Origin of the sequence: Falcatimonas sp. MSJ-15 (assembly GCF_018918265.1) — a bacterium.
Lineage (GTDB): Bacteria > Bacillota > Clostridia > Lachnospirales > Lachnospiraceae > Falcatimonas.
This window is the reverse complement of record NZ_JAHLQC010000012.1, coordinates 52958-77352: the sequence shown is the minus strand read 5'-3', so window position 1 is coordinate 77352 and position 24395 is coordinate 52958. Positions and strand designations below refer to the sequence as shown.

Sequence of the window (24395 nt, the reverse complement as noted above, 5' to 3'; positions counted from 1 at the left end):
CTCTATTTCTCTTTAAAATTTCTGATAAAGCATTCTTTTATACGATTATAATCATCAATAGATAATCCTGCTTCATCAAGATATCCTTTGCTCATTCTCTGGTAAAAGATACTGTCTGTAAGTTTTTCATAAGTAAAACTCTTCTTATTGTGTAACATATATTCTGCAGTAGTAATAACCGTATCACAGAGCATAACTATGGCTGCTTCTCTGCTATGTGGTCTTCCTGCTTTGACAGAATATTCTCTTATAATATTAATCAGCTGTTCCGGGAAGTTGTTATCAATAGCAACCTTCAAAGTCTCATTAACAATATCTTTACCACCACTAATTCTCCCTACTTCGTGGTATATACCTGCACACTTTACTAATAGTTCATCTGCACCTATCTCTTTTGCAGCTTCACTCGCAAGTTCAGCAACTTCCTGACCATGCAGGTATGCCGGCATTGAATAGCCTTTGAATCTTATAAGGAGCTGATTATCATTAGCAATCAGAGACTTAAGTTCTCTGATTAGTTTCTTACCCGGACTATTATATACGCAAATCGTCCGACTTGCAATAATGATAATAACATTTATTAACACATTTACCATTATGTTCTTTACAACCCACATGAATATCTGCTCATTAAAAATAAATTCAACAATTACTGTTGCAAGTATTGACATAAAGGCATATGCAACTGCTGAGATTATCATTATCTTATAATCTGTTATGTATGGAACAAATACACATGCTCCTATGCATACTATATAATATATTATATATAGTTCACTATTATCCATATTGAACAGATATTTCATAGATACAGATAGTACTCCTGATATCATTGCAATCTTATAGTCTGTATATAATGCATATATTACCGGTATCCATAATAAAGGTTCTACAATATTAGAATTAACTTTAATCGATATTCCTGTACATATAAGTGATATTCCATATATAATTATCATATTCATGACCTTATCAGCATATCGCAATTGTTCCTTAAATGCAAATAAAATAATTGCAAATTGAAACATTCCATAAAATATGTATCCCGCAATTTCATTGTCCCACATGTTCATTGACTTTGCTAAAAAGAAATAAAACAAAAATGTTACCACAAAAGATATTAATATCATGCAAAAAATCTTCTTTGCATCTTTTCCTATATTTAATGTCTTCATTTGTCCCCACCTGCCATTTTTATTTTTTATTAAGTATTTTATATATCTTTTTTTCTACTCTTATCACGTTTTTTATCAGAATCATCATTTCTGCTTTTAGCATATTTTCTGCCTGATTCACTGTGCTTATTCTCATACTCTTCGTATGCTTTTACTATCTTTTGTACAAGTGGATGTCTTACAACATCCTGATTAGTAAGTTTAACAAATGCAATATCATCAACTTTTTGAAGAACTTTCATTGCTACATCAAGACCTGACTGCGTTCCCGATGGCAGATCTTTTTGTGAAAGATCTCCTGTAACAACAACTTTTGATCCAAAGCCTATTCTTGTTAAGAACATCTTCATCTGTGCCGGAGTTGTATTCTGTGCTTCATCAAGAATAATAAAAGCATTATCAAGTGTTCTTCCTCGCATATAAGCAAGTGGAGCTACTTCTATAAGTCCTTTTTCTGAATTATGAAGAAAGCTGTCTGCACCCATTATCTGATATAATGCATCATATAGTGGTCTTAAGTAAGGATCTATCTTACTTTGTAAATCACCTGGTAAAAAGCCCAGTTTCTCACCTGCTTCAATCGCCGGTCTTGTAAGAATTATACGTCCTACTTCATTATTCTTAAAAGCTTCTATTGCCATTGCCATTGCAAGATATGTCTTACCTGTTCCCGCAGGTCCGACACCAAATACGATCATCTTCTCTCTAATCTTATCAACATAGTATTTCTGTCCTAATGTCTTTGGCTTTATAGGCTTTCCGGCTATAGTTCTTGATATAACATCTGAATCAATCTCTGTTATTGCTTCTGTTTTTTCTTCAAATGATAGTGCTAATGCATAATCGACATTCTGCTCTGTAATTGTATTTCCTCTTTTTGACAGTTCGATTAGATTATTAAAAACTGCTGCTGCCCTTTTTGCCATAATATCACTTCCGATAATCTTAAGTTCATTATCTCTTGCTATGACTGTAACTTTGAGTGTTTTTTCAATCTTTTTAATATAAGTGTCAAACTGTCCAAATACATTTCTGCTGTGTTCAGCCGGTATATCTAATATACTCTCAATAATACTCATAAATTTTCCTCTTTTCCTAATTGCTGTCATTCACAGTTAATTCATACAATTTTTGTTCCTGCATGTCATCAGTAAGAAGTTTCAGAGAAACATTTGCATAAATATAATCACTGTCTTTATATATTTTAACATTTTTTTCTACAATTTGAATACCTTTTTCACTTAAATTATTAAAATATTTAGAAATATTTTTGTTAATCATTGCTATTCCCTCTTCATCAGTATATTCCTGTATCTCAATTCTATACTTATTGCTTACAATATTCTGACTTTGATTTGTTATTCCAAGATTTTCTAAAAAGTCGCTTTTATCTATTATTGTTAATTTTTCTTCAAAATATTCTTTTTCATCTTCTTTCTCATTTTGTACTTTTTTCTCATTTTTCATCTTCCCTGATATCTTTGTGAACCACTTTTTGATTGTTTTACCGCTCTTTTTAATGTCCGGTTTCTGTATATTAATAGCAATATTACCAATTTGCAAGTATTTAGAATGTATGGCTGAATCTTCATAGACTTTCACATTATGTTTTATTGATATTTTTTCAATATATTCTCTTTCATATTGTATAGATACATCTGCATCGGCATGAACATATCTTTTTTCAATAACACTGCCATCATCACCTTTTAATTCAATAAGACCACTTACAACTACATCGCCACTCTTAACTACATCTCCTTTGTGGACAAGTGCTGTACCACTGCGTGTTATTATATCTTTTACTATTCCATCTGTAGATGCACAGATGTCAACTGGTTCTTCATTCGCTGATACAATCTCGCTTCCTTCATTCTCTTTTACATATATATTAAGAACTGAACCATCCTTTTGTACGCTTACCCATGTAACATCTAAAAACTCTTCTCGTATCTTACGTTCAATATCTTTTGTATTAACTTTCTTTTTTTCTATACCTATATTAATCTTTTCATTTTCAAGGCATACCTTTATCTCTTCATCTGTATATCTTATATTATCATGTATATTAATCTTCCAGATATGTGACGAAAGACTTGAGAGTATCATAAACATGATAAGTGGACTCAACAATATAATAATACGATATCTATGCATCTGAAGAAATGGAACTATTCCTGTCTTTTTTTTCACATCATATATAACGCCCATATCTGAACATATATCTTGTATATGCTCTATATTATTAAGGCTTACTTCAATGATAACCATATCTTCACATCTCGTTATATCATAGAGGAATATTCCTTGTGCTTTACATATATTAATTATTCTTACAGCATTACTTCCTTTTATTCGTATTATAGCATACCCTAGCATCTTTATATATTTCAGGGCTACATCACCTCATTAAGTTTTACTTCATCTATACATCCTGTTATCTGCATATCTGTATCACAATAATATACTATCTTCAATCTTTTTCCAAGAACTTCAATTCTGCCATTTTTCGTTCTTATTCGTATTCTGTTCTCGCCAAATTCCAGTATGCTCTTATAATTCTCTATATACATCTCACGTCTTCCGGTTATTGCTATCATGCAATCTTTCATTAGATAGTCATGTGATGAAGTCATACAGCAATCTCGCTTTTTTACTTCTTACTTACATAATATGGCTCATATATCTCTATTATTACTTAATAATTGTTCATTCTTCAAAAGATAATCTTAGAATCTGAAAAAACTCTAGTACAAAATCTATTGCATAAAACTTATCATTAAAGCCTATATTGTAAAAGTTTGTTGCATAAAAGCCTGTATCATAAAAATCTGCATCATAAAAACCTATATTATGAAAGTTTATTGCATAAAAGCCTGTATCATAAAAATCTGCATCATAAAAACCTATATTATGAAAGTTTATTGCATAAAAGCCTGTATCATAAAAAAGTTGCCTTACAGTTCTCACTGCAAGGCAACTTCGTTGCACATATTAATTATATTTACGCTTTCTAGCTGCTTCAGATTTCTTTTTACGCTTAACGCTTGGTTTTTCGTAATGTTCTCTCTTACGAATTTCCTGCTGAATACCTGCTTTGGCACAGTTTCTTTTAAATCTGCGTAAAGCACTATCTAAAGTCTCGTTATCTTTTACGATTACATTTGACATAGTCTCACACCTAACCTCCCTCCAGTTGCGTATTGTGCATAATACAACTGTTTGGGTATTTTTTACTGCACTATTTAGATTATACCATATTTTCTATTATAGTCAACAGTTTTTTTGTTTTTTATTCATTTTATTTTATCTGGCTCTCAACAATCTCATATGTCTTAGCTAAAAGTGCTTCTATTCCTGCTGGATTCTTACCACCGGCTTGTGCCATGTTAGGACGTCCACCGCCACCGCCACCAACAAGTGCTGCTACTTCTTTGATAAGGTTACCTGCATGTGCTCCTGCTTTAACAGCATCATCTGTAGCCATTGCAATAAGATTAACTTTATCTTCACCGACTTTTGATGCTACTAATACAACTCCACTTCCAATCTTTTCTTTAAGCTGATCTCCAAGATTTCTCAAAGCATTCATGTCAACGTTCTCAACTTTTGTTGCAAGAACTTTGTATCCTTTAACTTCTTTTACCTGGCTCATTACATCGCCTAAAGAATCTTTAGCAAGTTTATTCTTAAGCTTATCATTCTCTGATGCAAGTGTCTTAATCTCTTCATTAAGTGTCTCTATCTTCTTAACAACACCAGCAACATCTGTTTTTGCTGCTTTACATGCTTCATGTAATGTAGCTTCAAGTTCTTTATAATAATTAAGAACGCCATTACCTGTTAAAGCTTCAATTCTTCTTACACCTGATGCAACACCTGCTTCTGACACTATCTTAAACATTCTGATATCAGCAGTATTAGCAACATGTGTACCACCACATAACTCTTTTGAGAATTCGCCCATTGATACTACTCGTACATCATCTGCATATTTGTCATCAAATAATGCCATTGCACCTGTTTTCTTAGCTTCGTCTTTGTTCATTACATCTGTAACAACTGGAATACTCTTAGCAATCTCTTCATTGACAATAGCTTCTACTTTATCAAGTTCTTCTCTTGATATTGATGCAAAATGAGTAAAGTCAAAACGAAGTCTGTCTGGTGTTACAAGTGAACCTGCCTGTTTTACATGTTCGCCAAGTACAATCTTTAATGCTTTCTGTAAAAGATGTGTTGCACTGTGGTTCTTACATGTATCAGCTCTTAATATATCATCTACTTTTAAAGTTACTTTATCGCCAACTTTTAAAGCACCTGATTCCATATATCCAACGTGTCCGATTCTTCCACCTTTTAATTTGATAGTATCTTCAACTACAAATTTTGAATCGCCTATTGTGATAATACCTTTATCACCAACCTGTCCACCCATTGTAGCATAGAATGGTGTAACATTTACAATAACAGTTCCTTTTTCTCCATCTGAAAGTGCTTCAACAACTTCTGTTTCTGTTGTTAATACTGTAATCTCTGATTGTAATTCAGTCTTATCATAACCATCGAATTTTGATGTAATGATAACATCAATATCATCATATACAGTAGCATCTGCACCCATATAGTTAGTTGTTTTTCTAGCATCTCTTGCTTTTTCACGCTGTTCCTGCATGCATCTTTCAAAGCCTTCTTCATCTAACTCAAGACCTTTTTCTTCAAGAATCTCTTTTGTCAGATCAAGTGGGAATCCATAAGTATCATATAACTTGAATGAATCTTCTCCAGATAGAACTTTCTTACCATTATCTGTAAGTTCTTTTGCCATATCTGTAAGAATACTAAGCCCCATATCAATTGTCTTATTGAACTTCTCTTCTTCTTCTGTAAGTACTTTGAAGATAAATTCTCTATTATCATATAATTCTGGATATCCGTCTTTTGATTCTTCAATTACAACATTACTAAGATCAGCAAGGAATTTGCCTTCTATTCCAAGAAGTCTTCCATGTCTTGCTGCTCTTCTCATTAATCTTCTTAATACATATCCACGTCCTTCATTAGAAGGAAGAATACCATCAGAAATCATAAATGTTGATGAACGAATATGGTCTGTAATTAATCTGATTGATACATCGTCTTTATCATTAACATGATACTCTTTGTGTGAAAGTTCACATATCTTATCTCTTATTGCTTTCATTGTATCAATATCAAATACTGAATCTACATCCTGCATAACAACTGCAAGTCTCTCAAGTCCCATACCTGTATCAATATTCTTCTGTTTAAGTTCTTCGTATCCACCTTTTCCGTCACCGTTAAACTGTGTAAATACGTTATTCCATACTTCCATGAATCTGTCACAGTCACAACCTACTTTACAGTCAGGCTTGCCACATCCATACTTAATTCCTCTGTCATAATATATCTCTGAACATGGACCACATGGACCTGCACCATGTTCCCAGAAATTATCACATTCTCCATTCTCATCTCTGTAGAATCTTGTAATTCTGTCAGCAGGAACTCCTATCTCCTTATTCCAGATCTCAAATGCCTCTTCATCTTCACCATATATTGATGGATATAATCTGTCTTTCTCAAGTCCCAATACTTCTGTAAGGAATTCCCATGACCATGCAATAGCTTCATGTTTAAAATAATCTCCAAAAGAGAAGTTACCGAGCATCTCGAAGAAAGTAAGATGTCTGGCTGTCTTACCAACATTTTCGATATCACCTGTACGCACACATTTCTGGCATGTAGTGACTCTTCTTCTTGGTGGTATCTCCTGTCCTGTAAAATATGGCTTTAAAGGCGCCATACCTGCATTGATTAGTAATAAACTCTTGTCATTATGGGGAACAAGAGAAAAACTCTTCATTGCGAGATGTCCCTTGCTTTCAAAAAATTCAAGGTACATTCTTCTAAGTTCATTAACACCGTACTTCTTCACAACTATTTCCTCCTACTTATCTAAAGTTACCTCTTCAGTTTTTTTACCGTCATGACGGTCTCTTAATTTCTTACCAACAAAGATTCCGCCACCCATTACGCATAACAAAAGAAGCATTCTTAATATTTCAAAAAATACATCATTTAATAAATTATAAATATCATACATATATATTACCTCCTGTTCTGGTTAACAACCGATTATACACTATGCATAATCCTAAGATGTATATCGTCATTACTATGTTATATTCTTAATTTACCATTTTTATATATTATCACAGTGGATAGATGTTTTCAAGTTTTATTATTTCTCTTTTATATGACCATCTGCATCTGTAAAAAATGTTAACAGATCAAGCAGATAATATGTTCTATCTCTTGTTGTATCAATAAGTGCATTGGTATACATATAATTATATGTATTACCGGTATAACCTGCAGCCGAATTTTTTGCATGTGTTTCTTTACTATTAATCCACTCAATTTCTTCATTTTTTAACTTTTCAAATTCATCTTCTGACATAACATCTTTTAATATGCCATATATATAATTAAGTTCTGTATCCCATACTTCATATTCTGAATCTGCTATCTTCTTAACAAGTGCAAGCTGAGATTTGTCAGTCTGTGCCCATCTGTTACTGTAGTCTTCTTCTATCGACTTTAAATATTCGCTATACTCATCAAGCGAGAATTCTGCAATATCTTGCTTTAATACAGATGAATTATATATACCTGATGATGATATCGCACTTTCGTCGGTATTTTCCTTGTTTTGTGCACCTTCAATATCTTCTCTGTTGCTTATATCACCAACATCATTATAAGTAATTCTCTGTTTTTCAATCTGTTTATATACAGAATCTGTTTTTGCCGAATAGATTCTGTAATTAACAGATGTTACTATCACACCTATAACAAAAATCATAACAATTATAAGTGGTGTCACTTTTTTCTTTAACATATGCAGTGCATACTCCTTTTCGTTTATGTAATTATATCTTCATCATGTCATTCATTATTTGTCTTTTTCATATATTTCTCATCATAACATCATCATATCTTAAAAGTAAATACTTTCACATGTTTTGTAAGAAATCGTAAGATTTTCCTAATCTTTTTAACATTTTATTAATTACAGAGTATGTCTTATTCGTTATGTTTTCGCTATTTTTTCATTATCTTACTATTGTATTGTTACTATATGATTCATCATATCATTAATATAACTTCAGTGTAACTTCTCGATATACTTCTTTAAAGAAGTTATTATTCATCTCATCATTAATATAACATCAGTATAACTTCTCGATGTACTTCTTTAAAGAAGTTATTATTCATCTCATCATTAACATCACATCATTGTAACTTCTCGACATTAATATCACATCAGTGCAAACATATATTGTAGAACTACATATTAATGTAGTACACATATACTTAGTTAAGATAATTCTATATACTCCAGACACCTTCTTTTTCAAAATCCCCTGCTCTTTTTAATGCACTGTCTATTATCTCTTTACTATATCCTATTATTCCAAGTAGTTTTATAGCATTTCTTGATTCTGCTCTTCCTTTATACAATCTATAATTAAAGAGGATATCATCATCTCTAATCTCTTCCTGAAAATGATAATTAGAATATACACTTTCAAGCAGATGTGTTAATTCAATATCATGTGTTGCCGCAAAACAAAATACATTCTTCTTAGAAAGATTAAGAAGAATCTCTGTTGATGCTGCTATTCTCTCGATAGTATTCGTACCTCTTAATACTTCATCAACGAATGCAAGTACCGGAATATCTGATTTCTTCGAATCGGCATCAATAATTCTCTTAAGTGCTTTTATCTCTGCCATATAATAACTCTCATTATTCATAATATCATCACTTAATGACATTGATGAATATACTCTGTAAAATGGCGCTTTATATGATTCCGAAACAGATGTATAGAGTGTCTGAGATAATATTGCATTAATAGCTACTGTCTTTAAAAAAGTTGACTTACCAGAAGCATTAGAACCTGTAAGAAGCACACATTTATTCTCATTAATAGAATTGGCAACTGGTTCTGATATAAGTGGATGATATAATTCTTTTGCTTCTATATATTTTTCTTTTGTAACAGTAAGTTCAGGTTTGCAATATTGTGGAAGCAATTCTCTAAATGAAGCAGCCGCAATCATTGCTTCAATATATCCTAATAATTCATATACTTCCATAATCTCATTATAATATTTTTTTGCTTTGCTTGCGATTGCATTGAACTGTATAAGATCAATATGTGTTGACATTCTTGCATAATCCATTGCAACATCCATAAGTGAACCTTTTAATGCAGTACCTGATTCTATCATCTGTGATTTTGATAAGAATACTGCAAGTTTCTTAGAATCTGCTAAAAGTGTATCATTATATGTTTTAATAGCACTTATATCTGCTTTTGCAATAGTTTTTGCAGCATTATTCATACTGATTATATGTTTTATGCAGATGAAGTATGGTTCAATCTGTGCTTTTTCTGAAAAATATGAAAAAAGTGCATATATCATTGTTCCCAATATTATAAGTACTCCATATCCTGCATGAACAAAAAGTGTTGCTAATCCAACCAGATACATAGCATTCATTATGTGATGTTTTATATTACTTCTATTCTCTAATTTGCAAAGATTATTTATTGATTCGATAAATGATATCTTTGGATTTTTGCCTATTGTAGCATATATCTCCTGAAGTCTCTGTGCTTCATCCGGATTACTCTTAAAATATTCTATTATTCTATCTCGTTCAATTAATGTATCATTGTCATATTCCGGCATTCTCATTATCTTATATAGCATCTCCTGCCCTATTGATGAGAATGTATTATTAGCAAGAATAAATACTCTGTCCATATCAAGATCATTCCAAGTTATGTCGTCTACAGTCTCTTTATCTCCTTTTACTTTACGATAATAATTAGCAATCGCATCATATTCTTCATAAGACATCTCGGATTCGTTAAGTGCACCCCATCTGGCTTTTATCTTTCTTCTAAGTCGCTCTTTTTGTTCTCTTTTATTACGCATATTAATAATTAAGAGAAATATCACTACACCTGCAGCAATAATAATATACTTCATATATTCCATTATAATTAGTCCCCTTTGCATGTTTTTTATTATAGGGTATAGAATAATTAACATTTTGTCAATAAACAAAAAATCGTGAAACAAAAAAATTGCGAAACTATATGTCTGCATTTAGATGATGGTATTATATGATGTCGGGGTCAAAAGCCCCCGACTTTGATGCCTACGGATTGCTCCGTGCTACGCACTCCCACAATCCTACTGGATATTCGCATATCGTAGGATTATCATCCCACTTTTATGCTCATATCGGGGCGAGTCCTAAGGTCTTTCACCCACCTATGAGCAAGCTCATGTGGGCTTAGACCTTTTGACCCTGGCATCATTATATAACACTATATCATACAATATAGTTTCGCAATACTCATTTTTTGAATAAATCACACGATTATACACACAAGTCCATTATTATCATTGGTAACCTTTTCAAGTGTCTCTCTAATCTTTTCCTGACTTTCTGCTGTCATATTAAGTACTTTTGCATTAAAGCCATCATCCACTATCTGTTCAACTGTTTTACCAAAAATATTGGTCTCCCAAATACCACTGTCGTATGAATTTTTACTATTTTTTATGTACTCAATCAGATCATTAGCCTGATTAATATCTCCAACAATTGGTGCTATCTCTGTTTCTATGTCCGTCTGAATCATATGAATAGATGGTGCTTTTGCTCTTAGTTTAATTCCATATCGATTGCCATTCTTAATAACTTCCGGTTCGAATATCTCTACATTCTCTTTTTCCGGCAATATTACAGCATAACCTTCTGAATTAACTTTTTCTACTGCTTCTGATATTCTATTATATCGCTGTCTGTTTAAAGACAATTCTCTTATCAGCTCTATAAGTTCAATCTCATTCTTCATCTCTACACCGGTAATCTGGCTTAATGTCTCATAATAACATCTTGAATCAATCTTTATATCTATGTCTGCTGTTCCTCTTTCTGAATTAACAGAATTTACTTTTACTCCGGTAATAAAGTTATATTCTGTATCATTTTGTATCTGTCTTATATCTCTGATTTTTATAACTTTCTGCATAAGACTTCTTGATATATCTATAAGTCCTTCCTTTATGTAATGTGAATTGTCAAGCATAAGTACCCATTCAGGCACATAAAACTTAAGTTCTGTAACATAGAACTCATCAATAATTCCTTTTAATATCCATATTATATCTGATTTTTTAAGTTGTTCACAGTCAATTGGAATTACTGTATTATTGTATTTTTCCTGAAGCGTTTTTGCAAGTTCTAATGTATCCTTCGATGCCGGTTTTCTGGTATTAAGAATTATTACATAGGGCTTTCCTATATCTTTAAGCTCTCTAATAACTCTCTCTTCTGTCTTCTCATAATCTTCTCTTGCAATATCAGTGATACTTCCATCCGTTGTTACAACTATACCTATTGCAGAATGATCATGTATTACTCTTTTTGTACCTTCTTCTGCTGCTTTTGCAAATGGAATCTCCTGTTCAAACCATGGTGTCTTTACCATTCTTGGTCCATTCTCACTCATATAACCTTTTGCACTCTCAACTATATATCCAACTGAGTCAATCAGACGAACTTTAATCTCAAGATCATCTGCTATATTTAGTTTTATGGCATTCTTCGGAATAAACTTTGGTTCAACAGTTGTAATATCACTGCCTTTGCCACTTAATGGAAGCTGATCTTTTATCTCCCCTGCACTACTAATCTTACCTTCTGCAAGTAATATCTCCATAAACCGTCTAACAAATGTAGACTTTCCAGTCCTTACCGGTCCTACAACTCCTATATACAATTCGCCATTAGTCCGTTTTTCTATATCCTTATACAAATCATACTCTGTATTGTAATCCATAGAATAATCCCCCTGTGAATTTTATTATTAAAATATATGAATTCACAGAGGGATCTATTACACTTTTCTTATTCAGTTTATTCTTATACATTTAAAAATCTCACAAGATAATCTATGTGCTACACCCAGATTAATATGTATCAACAAAAACACGCTCTCGCTAAGTGTACATCGTAACGGTACTAAGTTCGCCATACATCTTAGATGTATAGCGCACTAAGTGCCGACGATTACCACATTGTTTTCTTTTGATACATATTAATCTGAGCGTAGTTAATATACACTTTTCAGAGATTTTCAAATGAATTACCGACTTACGATGTACACTTATACAAAGTATAATTATTATTACGCCTTGCAAGTGTTCTGCTTACATAAATCTGTATTTTTACCCTCACTCTTGACAAGAGTCAGTATTTAACATAAATCTATCTATATCTATCTATATCTATATTTATATCTACGCATTCATATATAGATATAGATACATTGTGTGAAAACATAGCTGCGAAACTCATCAAAACGTAAATCGGATTGCCAGAGCATAAATATAATCAAAAGAAAACAATGTGGTAATCGTCGGCACTTAGTGCGTTGGAAGGCAAAGCCTTACAACAAACTTAGTACCGCTACGATGTACACTTAGCGCAAGCGTGTTTTTGTTGATTATATTTATACTCTGGCAATCCAAAACACCTATCTATCTATGAGTTTCGCATAAATATACTTATATTATTTCATAAATACTTTTCTAAAGTTCTTCTTACCACGTTTTACAATAATTCCATCGCCTTTTAACTGTTCGGCTGTATATGACTGTGCTATATCTGCAATCTTCTCGCCATCAACAGATACGCCACCCTGCTGTACAGCTCTTCTTCCTTCTGATTTTGATGGAACAAGTCCTGATAAAGCAAGTATTGATATAATATCTATGCTTCCATCTGTAAGATTGTCTTCTGTTATCTCTGCTTCTGGCATATTAGCTGCATTACCTGCACTAAATAATGCTTTGGCACTTTCTAAAGCTTTTGTTGCTTCTTCTTCACCATGAACAAGCTTTGTAAGTTCGAATGCTAAAATCTCTTTTGCTTCATTTAATTTGCTTCCTTCATAGCTTTCCATCTCTTTTATCTGTTCTAATGGTAAGAATGTTAACATCTTAAGACATTTGATTACATCGCTATCAGCAACATTTCTCCAATACTGGAAGAATTCGAATGGGGATGTCTTGGCAGCATCAAGCCATACAGCACCTTTTTGAGTCTTACCCATCTTCTTACCTTCTGAATTAAGTAATAGATTAATTGTCATTGCGTATGCATTTTTGCCAAGTTTTCTTCTGATTAATTCTGTACCACCAAGCATATTGCTCCACTGGTCATCTCCACCAAATTGCATATTACAGCCATATTTCTGATATAATGCGAAGAAATCATAACTTTGCATTATCATATAATTAAATTCAAGGAAACTTAATCCTCTTTCCATTCTCTGCTTATAACATTCTGCTGTAAGCATTCTATTTACACTAAAATGTGGTCCGACTTCTCTTAATACGTCAACATAATTAAGCTCCATTAACCAATCTGCATTATTAACCAAGAGTGCTTTATCATCTGAGAAATCAATAAATCTTGACATCTGCTTTTTGAAACATTCTACATTATGTGCAATTGTCTCTTTAGTCATCATCTGTCTCATATCTGTTCTTCCTGATGGATCTCCAATCATTGCTGTACCACCACCAATAAGAGCTATTGGTTTGTTACCTGCCATCTGAAGACGCTTCATAAGACATAATGCCATAAAGTGTCCAACATGAAGACTGTCTGCTGTTGGATCAAATCCAATATAGAATACAGCTTTTCCATTATTAACAAGTTCTTTTATCTCTTCTTCATCTGTTACTTGTGCTATAAGCCCTCTTTCAACTAATTCGTCATATACTGTCATATCAAAAAACTCCTTTGTTTATATTAATCTATATCTAATTTCGTAACACCTTAACAATTATAAAATTAAATGACTTTATTGTCAATTATTAACTATCTTTTATGCATATATGCATTTGCGATCTCAAGTATGATGTCTGTAATTATATCTAAAATGCCTAATACTAATGTATCAGGTTTCAATATAGAATTCTCACACATTTGACAAAAAACCGGCATTTTTCTCTCATACCAGGTAAATGTCCAAAAAAATGACAAAGACTTGTCACTATCTTTGTCATTTTTATCTGCCATATATAATTAGTTTTTTTAAGCTCAGATAAACTTTCTTATAATTTTAAAACTGATAACAGACATTATATCTCTATAATCTCATGTTCACTTAAGTACTTTATAAAGTCTGCTTCCGAAAGTGGTCTTGAATAGTAATATCCCTGTGCCAATACACAGCCAACTTCTCTTAGGAATTCTGCTTGTTCTTTTGTCTCAACACCTTCTGTAAGTGGTATTATATTAAGCTCTTTTGTCATTCGTACAACATTTACGAATATAGTCTTTACTCTTTCATCCATATCTCCTTTAGGGAAAAACTCTTTGTCGAGTTTTAGTACATCTATCGGAAGATCTTTTAACATATTAAGTGATGAGAATCCCGAGCCAAAATCATCTATTGATATCTTAAACCCAAGTTTTTTTAATTCTTTCATAAGTTTAAGTATCATATATTGATCTGTTAAGAATGTTCCTTCTGTAAGTTCAAGTTCAATCCATTTCGTATCAATATTATATTTTTCTTTTATCTTCATAAGCTTCTCTACAAAATCTGGCTCATATATATGTGCTCTTGATACGTTTAGTGAAACTGGTATAGGTCTGCGTCCTTCATCTATTGTCTTGCGTATGAACTTAAATACTTCTTCAAAAATATAGTAATCAAGATCTATTATAAATCCATTACGTTCAAACAATGGGATAAAATCCATTGGTGGAACAAGATGTCCCGGTTTATCCTGCCATCTGACAAGTGCTTCTGCACCTGTTACACCTTCTGTCTTAAGATCTGTCTTTGGCTGATAATATATAACAAACTCATGATTCTTAAGTGCTCTATACATCTTGTTTTCAATTTCTTTTTCCCTTATAGCCTGTCGTTCCATCTCATCATCATATATAGCATACGAAGTATGTCTTACATTTTTAACAGTTTTTGACGCAATATTTGCCTTATCAATTGCTATATTAATGTCATAATCACTTGGCTTCATACAATATATTCCGGTTGTTGTTGATAACTGCACTGCCTTGTACTTATCATTGATTTTTTCTATAACAGCATCATTCTTTGTAGATATATATTGTAATATATCATCGTCTTTTTTATATGCAAAAAGCAACATAAATTTATCAGCTGAAACATGACAAAGCATCTCTTCTGGACTTAGTATTTCTGTCATATATTCTGAATAGTCAACTATAAGCTCATCAGCTTTTGCATATCCAATAGTCTGGTTTACATCTTTAAACTTATCAAAGTCTATTGTTGCAAGTCCATAACCATATTCAGATATATTGGCCATTTTTTTCTTCATCTTATGCTTAAATACGTCTACAGAATCAAGTTTTGTAAGTGCATCCTTAGCATTAATGCGTTCTACAAATGATGTTATATCAACGATTGTAACATAGTATTTTTCGCTTTTTTCAGAACTTTTTGCTGCTCTTTGGCTAAGCCATACATCTCTTTTATTATCATATACTTCTCTGGTCTTTATTCCGTTAACAGCTTTTGATGCAAGTACACAATTTTTGCAAGGTGATTCATAACCAAATATAGCTTTATAACACTTTTGTCCTTTACAATTATTGCCAAATATTCTATCAAAGGCAAGATTATTACTATCTATCTTCATAGTCTCTTTGTCAACAACATACAACGGAACACTTTCATCTGCCATATAACCTGGAAGTTCTCTTTCTAATGCTGCTTTTGAGTCTTTTTCATAGATCTCTTTGCCTAACATATCAACTATGAAGTCTGCTGCTATCTTCTCTGCAAAGCTCCATACATGAGCACCTAATGCTTTTTCAAAGAGAATATATCCTACTGTTACACCTGCAACTACAATGTTATGCTGCATTATCGCACTTATCTCTAGTTCTGCTGCTATCTGCGCTATGTGTTCATTCGATATCTCGTTAAAATCATTTACTATATATACATTCTCACCGTTAGTTATTTTTCTATTATGTTTTTGCATATACTGCCATTCAAGATCATTATTGTTCTTAATACCGCTTTTATTCCAAAAATACATAATACGTTCATTATCATCATATAAATCAATAATCTTAATACGATCGAGTCCAAAATAACTTCCTGTTGATGCAAGCATATAATGAATTGCAACTGCTTTATCACTTGTATCTGTAAAAAATGTACCTGCCATCTTATGGAACTGATTAGTTATATATTCTTCTATAGCTTTGTAATTAATGTCTTCTTTATAACTCTCATCAGATATAAGCTTACTAAACTCGTTATTGTAAAATAGTATACCAGATTCTCTACTCCTACGCTGTCTATTAAGTGTTATAAGTGTTTTTTCAAAAAGCATATCATAATTCTCGCCATTATCCGGCCATATAGATACACCTATACTTAACTTAGGTTTTATCGCATTATCAGGTACATTCATTGCCTCTATGCTCTCTTTTATGTCTTCTGGTATCACCTTAGCCCATTCATATCCAAACATTCCACCTTCAAATACAAGAAACATCTGATCTGCTATCTGCGATACAATATCTTCTCTTCTCATCATGCTCTTAAGTACTTTTATAAACATTTCTTTGAATACATTTAGTTCTTCTTCTGTATATGCCTCTTTTAATGTCTCATAGTTATCAATATTTATGAGTAATATCTCATGAACAATGCCCGGTACATCTCTATATGCATTAATATAGCCATTAATTATCTCTCTGCACTCATCAAATTTCACAACACCTAATTTATTATTAATCCTATTAGACATTTTTGATGAATACATCTCGCTATTCTCATTAACTGCTTTGAAAAATAATGCTGTATTCTCACCATCTTCATCAAATACTGGCATTATATCCAATGTATATTTCTCATAAAATCCTTTTTTATTCATCATCCTTATACTTGTAGTCTTAATCTCTCTGTCTTCAGAGTTAAACTCTAATTCACACAATCTTGTATAATCTTTTGGATGAAAGCGATTGTTGTTATTAAATGTACTTTCTTCAAAATCTATAGGTGTTCCCGGTTTAATTCTATCAAATTCATAATTATAAAATGTTATCTTCTGCGCTATAAAATCTATTTCAAAGAAAATATCATTAGTAAGTTTGAGTGTCATATCAAATCTGTCACGATAATGCTCAACCATCTTATTTAACTGTATTTCCTTTTTATTTTGATAAAAAACGCACAAAGCTACTATACGTCCATCGTTAAGTGTTATCTTCTGACCTATCATAGTTACAGGAAGTGGACCTTCTAGTTTTGTATTAATTGTAAGTGCTATAGTAAATTTGTCATCTTTTAGATTAATATCTTCTTCTGACGTATACTTTTCTTTGTCTTCGAATCTAACAAAAGCATTTGCACTTCGATTATATACCTGAATCACTTCTTCTGAACTGTATCCAATCATAGAATAATAACTTCTGTTAGCGAATATAATCTTTGGTTCCATATTAAAATCAAACATCATAACAGGACATTCAATATTATTGAGTATAAATTCATATTCTGTCCTTGAATATACTGTTGAATTAAAATCAAGTCCGGTACTCATCATTGTTATATCGATTAAAGATGCTTTTATTATATTCTCATTTTTATCATAGACACCCGTAATATATGTAACTATATTGTGTTCAGAAGTCGTGTCAAGGGTCACGCAAACTCTCATCTCACATCCGGTATTCTTAGCTTCGTCTACTGCATCTTTAAAAAAACCATATGAATCATCTGCTAATATCTCATTCATTGTAATATCAGCACTCTCTTCAAGGCCAATAATATTACAAAAGTTAATATCAACACTACGAATCACATATTCACCATACGGTTCAAATTCAAATTTTCCAACTATTGTATCATAATTCTTAACATTTATGTCCATATAAGTTCCCCTTTCAACTATATATCCGCAATAACAGGACATATAAATCTTATAATATAATCGGCATCTTTATAATTAAGAATTATGATTTTTCAAAAAAAGCTATAAAATATGACATAATCATAATTTTATAGCTTTTTTCGGTCTGTAATATTATCAGACTTTCGGATTACTTAACTGGCGCAATTCACTTACGCTCAGTTTCACTTCTCCATTATTCCATATTACAAATATACCATCGGTTTTCGCATTGTAATATGTCTCCCTGTTTACCAGGCTTTTAAATCTGCAAGTATTAATTTTTGAAGAAAGATTCACTGTAATCTTATCTCCTCCCGTCATACAGACAGCTATTAAGTATCCTTCGCCTGGTGTAACGCTGTCAATTAAAGCCATTAAACGCCTCCCATATTTTATATGAATTATATAATTCAAGTTAATTATACCCTGATATTTTTCAAATGACTACCTACTTTTCGGGGGTATTTGTAAAAAAATCTGCAAGTGCTGTTCTCGTTCTTATTCCAAGTTTGCTAAAGATAGTCTTCATATTTGACTTAACTGTACTCTCAGCTATATACAGTCTTTCTGCAATCTCTTTATTAGAAAGTCTCATTGCTGCAAGCCTTGCAACATCGCATTCTCTTCCTGTAAGACCATAATTCTCTTCACCTTGTATTATTTTTATCAGTTCCCGTACATTAGTACTGTATACTGAATATAATTTTTCGATTGCTTCTAAATCTTTTTTATATCCATTAACAACAGCTACTCTGTTTACAATATCTCTTATATATTTATAATTTTCTACATATGGCATATATACTTTGTCCAATGTGGTATCTTCTAGAGCAAGCTTTATCATCTTGTCAGCTTTCTCTTTATTGCCGATACGTTCATTAGCTATTGCTATATATATGTATGTATACACTTTTGTCAATACCTGTGGATACTTCGATGCTATCCCAAGGAACTGACCGCTTATTCCAAGAAGTTTTATATGTTGACCTGTAAGTATAAGATATTTACCATATATTATGTCTGCATATCCCATGCTGAGCAGACTTACTCTATTCTCTATCTCATTCTCATCTTTTAGCCAATCAGCTATCGCTTCACTATTATCTACATTAAGCATAAGTGTAGCAATACTTAGATCTACAAGTTCTCTATTATCAACATTGCCAAACATCTTTACTGACTTTACAATTTTTTTCTTTTCAATCTGTTCTTTTATATCTTTTAATGTATCATACTCACCACGATATATCGCTATCTTGCCAAGTAATGTAAGACTTGACAGATATATGCTATGCTGTTCTCTGCTCTCTGCCATATATATAGCTTTATGGCATAATATTTCCGCACTTTCAATATCTCCAATATTGTATAGTGCCTCTGCTCTCATTATTGCTTCTGAACCTTTACCATGGCCATTTGTAAGTTTATAATATACATTAATATTATCATCAAAATATTCTACCATCTTCCAAAGTTTTCCGGGTTTATTATAATATAATGTAAGTGTTGACGGTGAACCAAATGTCCACTGTCCATCACCAGAGAATAGTCTTATCGGTTTTTTAAGATAATTGTATGCCTGTAAAATATATCTGTGCATAGCTCTAAGATCATTATATCTTGCTATTGCTCTTACAAAATATAACTCTCCAAGAATTGTATTTTTCATTTTTTCATCTTCGTATGTTGCTTCTTCTATATAACCTTCTACCTCGTCAAGAGTAGTCTGTAACAAGTCTTCTTCATTATAAAAGATTATTATGAAACATATTATAAGCAAAAATACAAGATGTTTCTTTTTAATCTCTTCTGGACAATTTAATATAATATCTATGAAGATAGGTTTGTTCTCTTTATTAGCATATGGATACAAATCCATAACCACAGGCTGCATCTCATACATATCTTCGTAATCTTCTATTGTATAGAATTTCTTAATAGCTTCAAAATAATCCTTATTCTCAACAAACCATTTTCCTGCATACTTTATTATATCATTCTGTTCATTTATGCTAAGTTTAGAATATCTATCCATCAGATACCTTCTAAAGATCCCATTAAAATAGAACATTTTCTCATTCTCATCATATTTTATAAATGCACAATTTGTTATAGTCTCTTCTACATACTGTTCTTCTTCTTCATCTACCATGAATTTTGACTGACGTATAGTGAATCTGTCAAACAGACATGAATACATAACTATCTTCTTCTGTATATCATTAAAGTGATTCCATACCGCTCGTTCAATGAGCAGAGACATACTTAAATTCTCATCAATCGTTCTATTATCTTCATAATTAATCATCTGAAGATATACTGCACTTGGCCATCCTTCGCTGAACTCATACAATCTATTAATATCTTCAAGATCAAGTGTACTAAAGCCACATTGAATAAAATAACGCTTAATATCTACTTTTGAAAATTCCATATCTTCTTTTTCGATATGCATAAAACGTCTTGTGTCTATATATTCAAGCATAATACTAGACGTAATGCCTTGAGATGATATAATAAATTTTATATTCTTATCATATTCATCATATCTTTCAAATAGGAATTTATCAAGTTCTTCGCCACCTATATAATGGTAATTATCAATAATTATATATGTCTCTTCTTCAGGTTCCATACGAAGAATTATATTCTGAAGTTTTCTGATATCTCTATAATTAACCGGATATCCCTCTTTTATCAGTTCGTCTGATATTTTTCTATCAATATGACTTATGAGTTCACAAAATTCCTGATAAAAAATTTTTTTATCAGAATTGCCACATGTTAGTATATAATTGTTCTTATATTTATTACTGAAATATTTCTTTAAAACTGTTGATTTTCCATAGCCGGTCGGTGCATCTATTATAGTAACTTTATAACCGGCTATGGCATCAATCTTTTCTTGCAACCTTTCAGAAACATATACCACATCTGAATTTTTTTCATTTGAAATGGCCATTGTCAATCCCCCCTAAAGGATTTTATTTTATCTCTATTTCCAAAGCAAATCAAAATGTTCTATTGTCTTATCTCTACTCCCAAGGCAAATCAGAATGTTCTATTGTCTTATCTCTAAGCATTAATTCTTTTACCGCTGTTGCTGCCGGCTTTCCTTCAAACAAGACTTCATTTACCTCTTTTATTATAGGCATATCTACATGATATTTTTCAGCAAGCTGTCTGGCTGCTTTAGCAGAATATACGCCTTCAACAACCATATTAACTTCCTTCATTGCGTCTTCCATTGAATAGCCTTTTCCGATAAGAATTCCGGCACGTCTGTTACGACTGTGCATACTTGCACATGTAACTATAAGGTCACCTATTCCTGAAAGTCCACTAAAAGTCTGAATTTTTCCTCCCATAGCTATACCAAGTCGTGCTATCTCTGTTATTCCTCTTGTTATAAGTGCTGCCTTTGTATTATCTCCATAACCAAGTCCATCTGCAATACCTGCTGCAAGGGCTATAACATTCTTAAGTGAACCCCCAAGTTCTACTCCAAGAATATCCGGTGTTGTATATACTCGAAAATTCTCACTCATGAATATGTTCTGGATATACTCTGCTGTCTCCCTGCTATGTGCTGCTACTACGCATGTTGTAGGAATTGAACGGCTTACTTCCTCTGCATGGCTTGGTCCTGATAATGCTGCTACATCTGCACATGGAATCTCTTCTTCAATAATCTGTGTAAGCGTCTTAAGCGTATTCTCTTCGATTCCTTTTGCAACATTAACTATAATCTGTCCTTCTCTTACATATCCAGACATTGATTTTGATGTACTTCGTGTGTATACAGATGGAACTGCAAGAACTAAAAGTTCTGCATTCTTAATTGTATGTTCCAAGTCTGTTGTAAAAACCATGTCATCTGGAAGTTTTACTCCCGGAAGGCATCTCTCATGCTCTCTTTTTTCATTAAGCATCTTAATCTCATCTTCAATTACAGACCATACTGTAACTTTATTGCCGTTATTATATAGAAGAATTGACAAAGCAATTCCCCAGCTTCCTGCCCCAATAATTCCTATATTTGCCATATCTGCACCTCTATTTTGATTCTTTTTTCTGTCCTATTTTTCTTTCGGTTCCTGTAAGTAATCTTTTAATATTCGCTCTATGTCTAATATATGCCAATGCCATTATAATAAAGCCTAATGCATATGCTTCATATAAATATGTGCCATGAATATTAAGCATTGAAAGATTTCCAAATATAACAAGTTCTATGAAGAAACCTGTTACAAATACAAGTGACGCAAGCGATACATACTTTGATAGATACATTGTACCAAAAAATGTTATAAATCCTAATATTGTAAGTTTCCAATCAAAAGAAAATACAACACCTGATGTTGTCGCAATTCCTTTTCCACCTTTGAATTTTAGATAAAAAGGAAAGTTATGTCCAAGTATTACACCAAGACCTGCGTACAATGATAATAGTGATACCATATCAGGCAGCTTTTTTCCATATATAATCCATACAAGAATTATACAAAATACTGCTTTTAATGCATCACCAAAATATGTGATTATTCCTGCTTTTTTGCCAAGTACTCTCATTGTATTGGTTGCACCTGCATTACCACTTCCATAATCTCTAATATCTACTTTGTTCAATTTTCCATAAATATAACCTGTTTGAAATAGTCCAAAAACATAGCCGATAGCCAGGCATATTAAACGTTCCATTTTGTCCTTACTCCTTTTCTTTTCTTTCTCGTATAATAAATCTTAATGATGTTCCCTTAAATCCAAACGCATCTCTAATCTTATTTTCAATATATCGTGTATATGAAAAATGCATCAGCTTTTTGTCATTTACAAAAATAACAAACGTTGGTGGCTTTATTGAAACCTGAGTAATATAGAAAAGTTTGAGTCTTCGTCCTTTATCTGAAGGTGGCTGCTGCATTGCAACTGCTTCAGTAAGTATCTCGTTAAGAACACCTGTCTGAATTCTCATTGTCTGACTGTCAATTATCATATCGATCATATCAAACATTTTGTTCATTCTTTGTCCTGTTTTTGCTGATATAAATATTATCTCAGCATATGAAAGATAAGAAAGAATCTCTCTTATTCTCTTACTATGTTCATATATAGTCTTGTCATTCTTCTCGATTGCATCCCACTTATTAACAGCAATAATTACACCTTTTCCTCGCTCATGTGCAATTCCTGCAATCTTGGCATCCTGCTCTGTTACACCTTCTGTAGCATCAATTACTATAATAACTATATCTGCTCTTTCAACAGCACTTACAGTTCTTATAATACTATATTTTTCAAGTTCTTCTTTTATTTTATTTTTTCTTCTAAGACCTGCTGTATCAATGAATACATATTCTTTGCCATTATGGATTACCGGTGTATCAACAGCATCTCTTGTTGTTCCTGCGATATCTGATACAATAACTCTGTTCTCTCCAAGAATCTTATTGATTATTGATGACTTACCTACATTAGGCTTACCTACTATAGCTATTCGAGGTCTGTCATCTTCTTCACTAACAAGCTGATCTTCTCTAAAATTCGCAACAACAGCATCAAGCATATCACCAATTCCAAGTCTTGAAGCTGCTGATATAGGATGTGGATCACCAATTCCAAGATTATAGAATTCATATACGTCCGGCATCATCGTATTAAAATTATCAACTTTATTAACGACAAGCACTACCGGCTTTCCTGATCTTCTAAGCATATCTGCTACTTTTGAATCAGCATCTACAAGTCCTTGTCTTACATCTGTAAGGAATATAATTACATCTGCTGTCTGAATTGCTATCTCAGCCTGTTCTCTCATCTGTGACAGAATAATATCATTAGTATCAGGTTCGATACCTCCGGTATCAATAAGTGTGAATGATGTATTAAGCCAATTAACATCTGCATAGATTCTGTCTCTTGTAACACCTGGTGTATCTTTTACTATAGATATAGTATCACCTGCTAAAGCATTAAAAAGTGTAGACTTACCAACATTAGGTCTGCCTACTACTGCAACAATAGGTTTACTCATTTTTATCTCCTTCATTACTAAAAATCATAATTTAACTATTATATAATACCAACTTAATTGTTCTTTGTAAAGTTTTTCTATGTTGTATTTTT

18 protein-coding genes are annotated in these 24395 nt (G+C 32.3%); all 18 read right to left on the bottom strand.

Annotation, left to right across the window (positions count from 1 at the left end; all coding sequences use genetic code 11):
• Positions 1–2: 2 nt before the first annotated feature.
• The 18 genes from KQI85_RS10515 to der all read right to left on the bottom strand — a co-directional run bounded on the left by KQI85_RS10515 (position 3) and on the right by der (position 24303).
• Complete coding sequence (locus KQI85_RS10515; RefSeq protein WP_216576042.1) at positions 3–1175, bottom strand: HDIG domain-containing metalloprotein; 1173 nt, start codon at positions 1173–1175, stop codon at positions 3–5.
• 38 nt (positions 1176–1213) lie between these two features.
• The gene (locus KQI85_RS10510) at positions 1214–2254 is read right to left on the bottom strand and encodes a PhoH family protein (protein WP_216576041.1); all 1041 of its coding nucleotides are present in this window, start codon (positions 2252–2254) and stop codon (positions 1214–1216) included.
• 16 nt (positions 2255–2270) lie between these two features.
• Complete coding sequence (locus tag KQI85_RS10505) at positions 2271–3554, bottom strand: sporulation protein YqfD (RefSeq protein WP_216576040.1); 1284 nt, start codon at positions 3552–3554, stop codon at positions 2271–2273.
• A 17-nt stretch (positions 3555–3571) separates the two neighbouring features.
• Entirely contained in the window at positions 3572–3811 is a 240-nt protein-coding gene (locus KQI85_RS10500) for a YabP/YqfC family sporulation protein (RefSeq protein ID WP_216576039.1), read from the bottom strand.
• Between the two features lie 73 nt (positions 3812–3884).
• A complete protein-coding gene (locus KQI85_RS16970) occupies positions 3885–4145 on the bottom strand; it encodes a pentapeptide repeat-containing protein (protein ID WP_216576038.1) in 261 nt (86 codons plus the stop codon).
• Between the two features lie 24 nt (positions 4146–4169).
• A complete protein-coding gene (gene rpsU, locus KQI85_RS10490) occupies positions 4170–4346 on the bottom strand; it encodes a 30S ribosomal protein S21 (protein ID WP_094377655.1) in 177 nt (58 codons plus the stop codon).
• 130 nt (positions 4347–4476) lie between these two features.
• The gene (alaS, locus tag KQI85_RS10485) at positions 4477–7101 is read right to left on the bottom strand and encodes an alanine--tRNA ligase (protein WP_216576103.1); all 2625 of its coding nucleotides are present in this window, start codon (positions 7099–7101) and stop codon (positions 4477–4479) included.
• A 45-nt stretch (positions 7102–7146) separates the two neighbouring features.
• Entirely contained in the window at positions 7147–7302 is a 156-nt protein-coding gene (locus tag KQI85_RS10480; protein ID WP_216576037.1) for a hypothetical protein, read from the bottom strand.
• Positions 7303–7440: 138 nt separating this feature from the next.
• Positions 7441–8100 (bottom strand): lysozyme inhibitor LprI family protein, encoded by a 660-nt coding sequence (locus tag KQI85_RS10475; RefSeq protein ID WP_216576036.1) that lies wholly within the window; start codon positions 8098–8100, stop codon positions 7441–7443.
• Between the two features lie 491 nt (positions 8101–8591).
• Complete coding sequence (locus KQI85_RS10470; RefSeq protein WP_216576035.1) at positions 8592–10277, bottom strand: hypothetical protein; 1686 nt, start codon at positions 10275–10277, stop codon at positions 8592–8594.
• Positions 10278–10657: 380 nt separating this feature from the next.
• Positions 10658–12133, bottom strand: coding sequence for a stage IV sporulation protein A (spoIVA, locus tag KQI85_RS10465; RefSeq protein ID WP_216576034.1), 1476 nt, complete (start codon positions 12131–12133; stop codon positions 10658–10660).
• Between the two features lie 732 nt (positions 12134–12865).
• A complete protein-coding gene (gene tyrS, locus KQI85_RS10460) occupies positions 12866–14089 on the bottom strand; it encodes a tyrosine--tRNA ligase (RefSeq protein ID WP_216576033.1) in 1224 nt (407 codons plus the stop codon).
• 355 nt (positions 14090–14444) lie between these two features.
• Complete coding sequence (locus tag KQI85_RS10455; RefSeq protein WP_216576032.1) at positions 14445–18248, bottom strand: EAL domain-containing protein; 3804 nt, start codon at positions 18246–18248, stop codon at positions 14445–14447.
• 156 nt (positions 18249–18404) lie between these two features.
• The gene (locus KQI85_RS10450; protein ID WP_216576031.1) at positions 18405–18644 is read right to left on the bottom strand and encodes a hypothetical protein; all 240 of its coding nucleotides are present in this window, start codon (positions 18642–18644) and stop codon (positions 18405–18407) included.
• A gap of 73 nt (positions 18645–18717) precedes the next feature.
• Positions 18718–21231: a LuxR C-terminal-related transcriptional regulator gene (locus tag KQI85_RS16875; protein ID WP_305854890.1), complete on the bottom strand. Its 2514-nt coding sequence runs from the start codon at positions 21229–21231 to the stop codon at positions 18718–18720.
• A 73-nt stretch (positions 21232–21304) separates the two neighbouring features.
• A complete protein-coding gene (locus KQI85_RS10440) occupies positions 21305–22315 on the bottom strand; it encodes an NAD(P)H-dependent glycerol-3-phosphate dehydrogenase (RefSeq protein ID WP_216576030.1) in 1011 nt (336 codons plus the stop codon).
• Between the two features lie 10 nt (positions 22316–22325).
• A complete protein-coding gene (plsY, locus tag KQI85_RS10435; protein WP_216576029.1) occupies positions 22326–22970 on the bottom strand; it encodes a glycerol-3-phosphate 1-O-acyltransferase PlsY in 645 nt (214 codons plus the stop codon).
• A 7-nt stretch (positions 22971–22977) separates the two neighbouring features.
• The gene (der, locus tag KQI85_RS10430; protein ID WP_216576028.1) at positions 22978–24303 is read right to left on the bottom strand and encodes a ribosome biogenesis GTPase Der; all 1326 of its coding nucleotides are present in this window, start codon (positions 24301–24303) and stop codon (positions 22978–22980) included.
• Positions 24304–24395 lie beyond the last annotated feature (92 nt).